This window comes from Amycolatopsis sp. NPDC051071 (assembly GCF_040682875.1).
Lineage (GTDB): Bacteria > Actinomycetota > Actinomycetes > Mycobacteriales > Pseudonocardiaceae > Amycolatopsis.
In genome coordinates, this window is the sequence record NZ_JBFBBY010000324.1 from 1 (window position 1) to 1,834 (window position 1,834).

2 protein-coding genes are annotated in these 1,834 nt (G+C 69.1%); one reads left to right on the forward strand and one right to left on the reverse strand.

Annotated features, from left to right (window positions below):
* Positions 1-263 precede the first annotated feature (263 nt).
* Positions 264-659 (reverse strand): cupin domain-containing protein, encoded by a 396-nt coding sequence (locus tag AB0M65_RS40800; RefSeq protein WP_364041034.1) that lies wholly within the window; start codon positions 657-659, stop codon positions 264-266.
* Positions 660-711: 52 nt separating this feature from the next.
* Here AB0M65_RS40800 and AB0M65_RS40805 point away from each other — a divergent pair, with 52 nt between their 5' ends.
* Positions 712-1,686, forward strand: a complete 975-nt coding sequence (locus AB0M65_RS40805; protein WP_364041037.1) for a helix-turn-helix domain-containing protein — start codon at positions 712-714, stop codon at positions 1,684-1,686.
* The last annotated feature ends 148 nt before the right edge of the window (positions 1,687-1,834 follow it).

The following is a 1,834-nucleotide window of genomic DNA, read 5'->3' on the forward strand; positions in this document are numbered from 1 at the left end:
ACCACACGGGCCCGAACCACTACTGACGGCTTCTGGGCAGTACATGAAGGCCCCCTTCCTTGCGCTAGGCGCAAGGAAGGGGGCCTTCATGTACGTCGGGTGAGGGGGCGCGGCGGTGGGGAGTGGGTCGGGGCTCGTGAGTGATTTGGGTCGTTCTAACGGCCCAAATCACTCACGACCCCGAACGGCCACCGCCGCCTCCCTCACTTCGGCAAGCTGCGCGGGACCGGTCCCAGTGCCTACCGCAGGACGTTTTCCGTTGGCTAGACGGAGATTTCCTGCCCGACGGTGACGGTGACGTGCGCGGGGACCTCGTCGTGCTTGTCGCCGACCGAAAGCGTGCCGGTCGGTTCGAACAGCAGCAGTGAGGCACCGTCCACTGAGGACGGCTTGTGATAAGTGCCTCGCGGGACGACGAACGCCGAGCCGCGCGGCAGCGTCACGACGCGCTCGCCCGCCCCCTCACGCAGGGCGATGTCCAAGGTTCCGTCGAGGACGAGGAAGAACTCGTCGGTGTTCTCGTGGACATGCCAGACGTGCTCGCCGGCGACCTTGGCGAGCCGCACGTCGTAGTCGTTGACGTGGGCGACGATCCGCGGGCTCCAGATCTCGTCGAACCCGGCCAAAGCGGTGTTCAGATCGATCGGCTGCTTGCTCATGATCCGATTCTGGTCACTGGACCGCCCGGGAAGTGAGTGCTAGGAATCGCATATGTCGCATGATTTCTCGCACGAGGTCGCCGTGCTGATCGACGAGGGGTCCAACCCGTTCGAGATGGGGGTGGCGACCGAGTTGTTCGGCCTGCGCCGGCCGGAACTGGACCGGTCCTGGTACGGCTTCACGCTGTGCGCCGCCGAGCCGTCCGTGCGCATGCACCTGGGGATGTTCACCCTCAGCGGGATCTCCGGGCTCGAAGCCGTCGAGGCCGCCGACACGGTGATCGTGCCCAACCGGCCCGATCCGGAGGTCCCGGCCGCCGAGCCCGTGCTGGCCGCCATCCGCGCCGCGGCCGCGCGAGGAGCCCGGCTGGTGAGCTTCTGCACCGGCGCCTTCACACTGGCGCAGGCGGGTGTCCTCGACGGCCGCCGCGCGACGACGCACTGGAAATGGGCCGAGCTGTTCCGGGCACGGTTCCCCGAAGTGCTGATGGAGCCGGACGTCCTGTTCGTCGACGACGGCGACGTCCTCACGGCGGCGGGCAGCGCGGCCGCGCTGGACCTGGGGCTGCACCTGATCAGCCGCGACCACGGCGCCGAGGTCGCCAACGCGGTGAGCCGGCGGCTGGTGTTCGCCGGGCACCGGGACGGCGGCCAGCGGCAATTCGTCGAGCGGCCGGTCCCTTCGGTGCCAGACACTTCGTTGGCGCCCGTGCTCGAATGGGCGCGGGAGCGGCTCGACCGACCGCTCACCGTCGCCGACCTCGCGACCCGGGCGGCCGCGAGCCAGGCGACGCTGCACCGGCGATTCCGCGCCGAACTGGGGACGACGCCGCTGGCGTGGCTCACCACGGAACGGATCGCGCTGGCATGCCGGCTCATCGAGCGCGGAGAGCAGCGGCTGGACCGGGTGGCGCGGGCTTCGGGCTTCGGGACGGCTGCAAACCTGCGTACGCAGCTTCGGCGGGCTACGGGACTGACGCCTACGGCTTACCGGGCGCGCTTCAGCACCGCTTCGGCCGCTTCGTAGCCGCTGTCTCCTGTCTTGCTCTCCGTCTTGCCCACCGAGTGTCATGAGGGGTCCCCATAGGACAAAAAAGCTCCGAACGCACCGTGCCGGCCGTCGTGTCCTTTGTGGACATCGCGGGCATCGTGAAGGGCGCGTCCGAGGGTGCCGG

What these genes read in the sequence shown, in the direction of transcription:
- AB0M65_RS40800 (WP_364041034.1), bottom strand. Translation starts at nt 659, where the DNA reads ATGAGCAAGCAGCCGATCGATCTGAACACCGCTTTGGCCGGGTTCGAC.
- AB0M65_RS40805 (WP_364041037.1), top strand. Translation starts at nt 712, where the DNA reads ATGTCGCATGATTTCTCGCACGAGGTCGCCGTGCTGATCGACGAGGGG.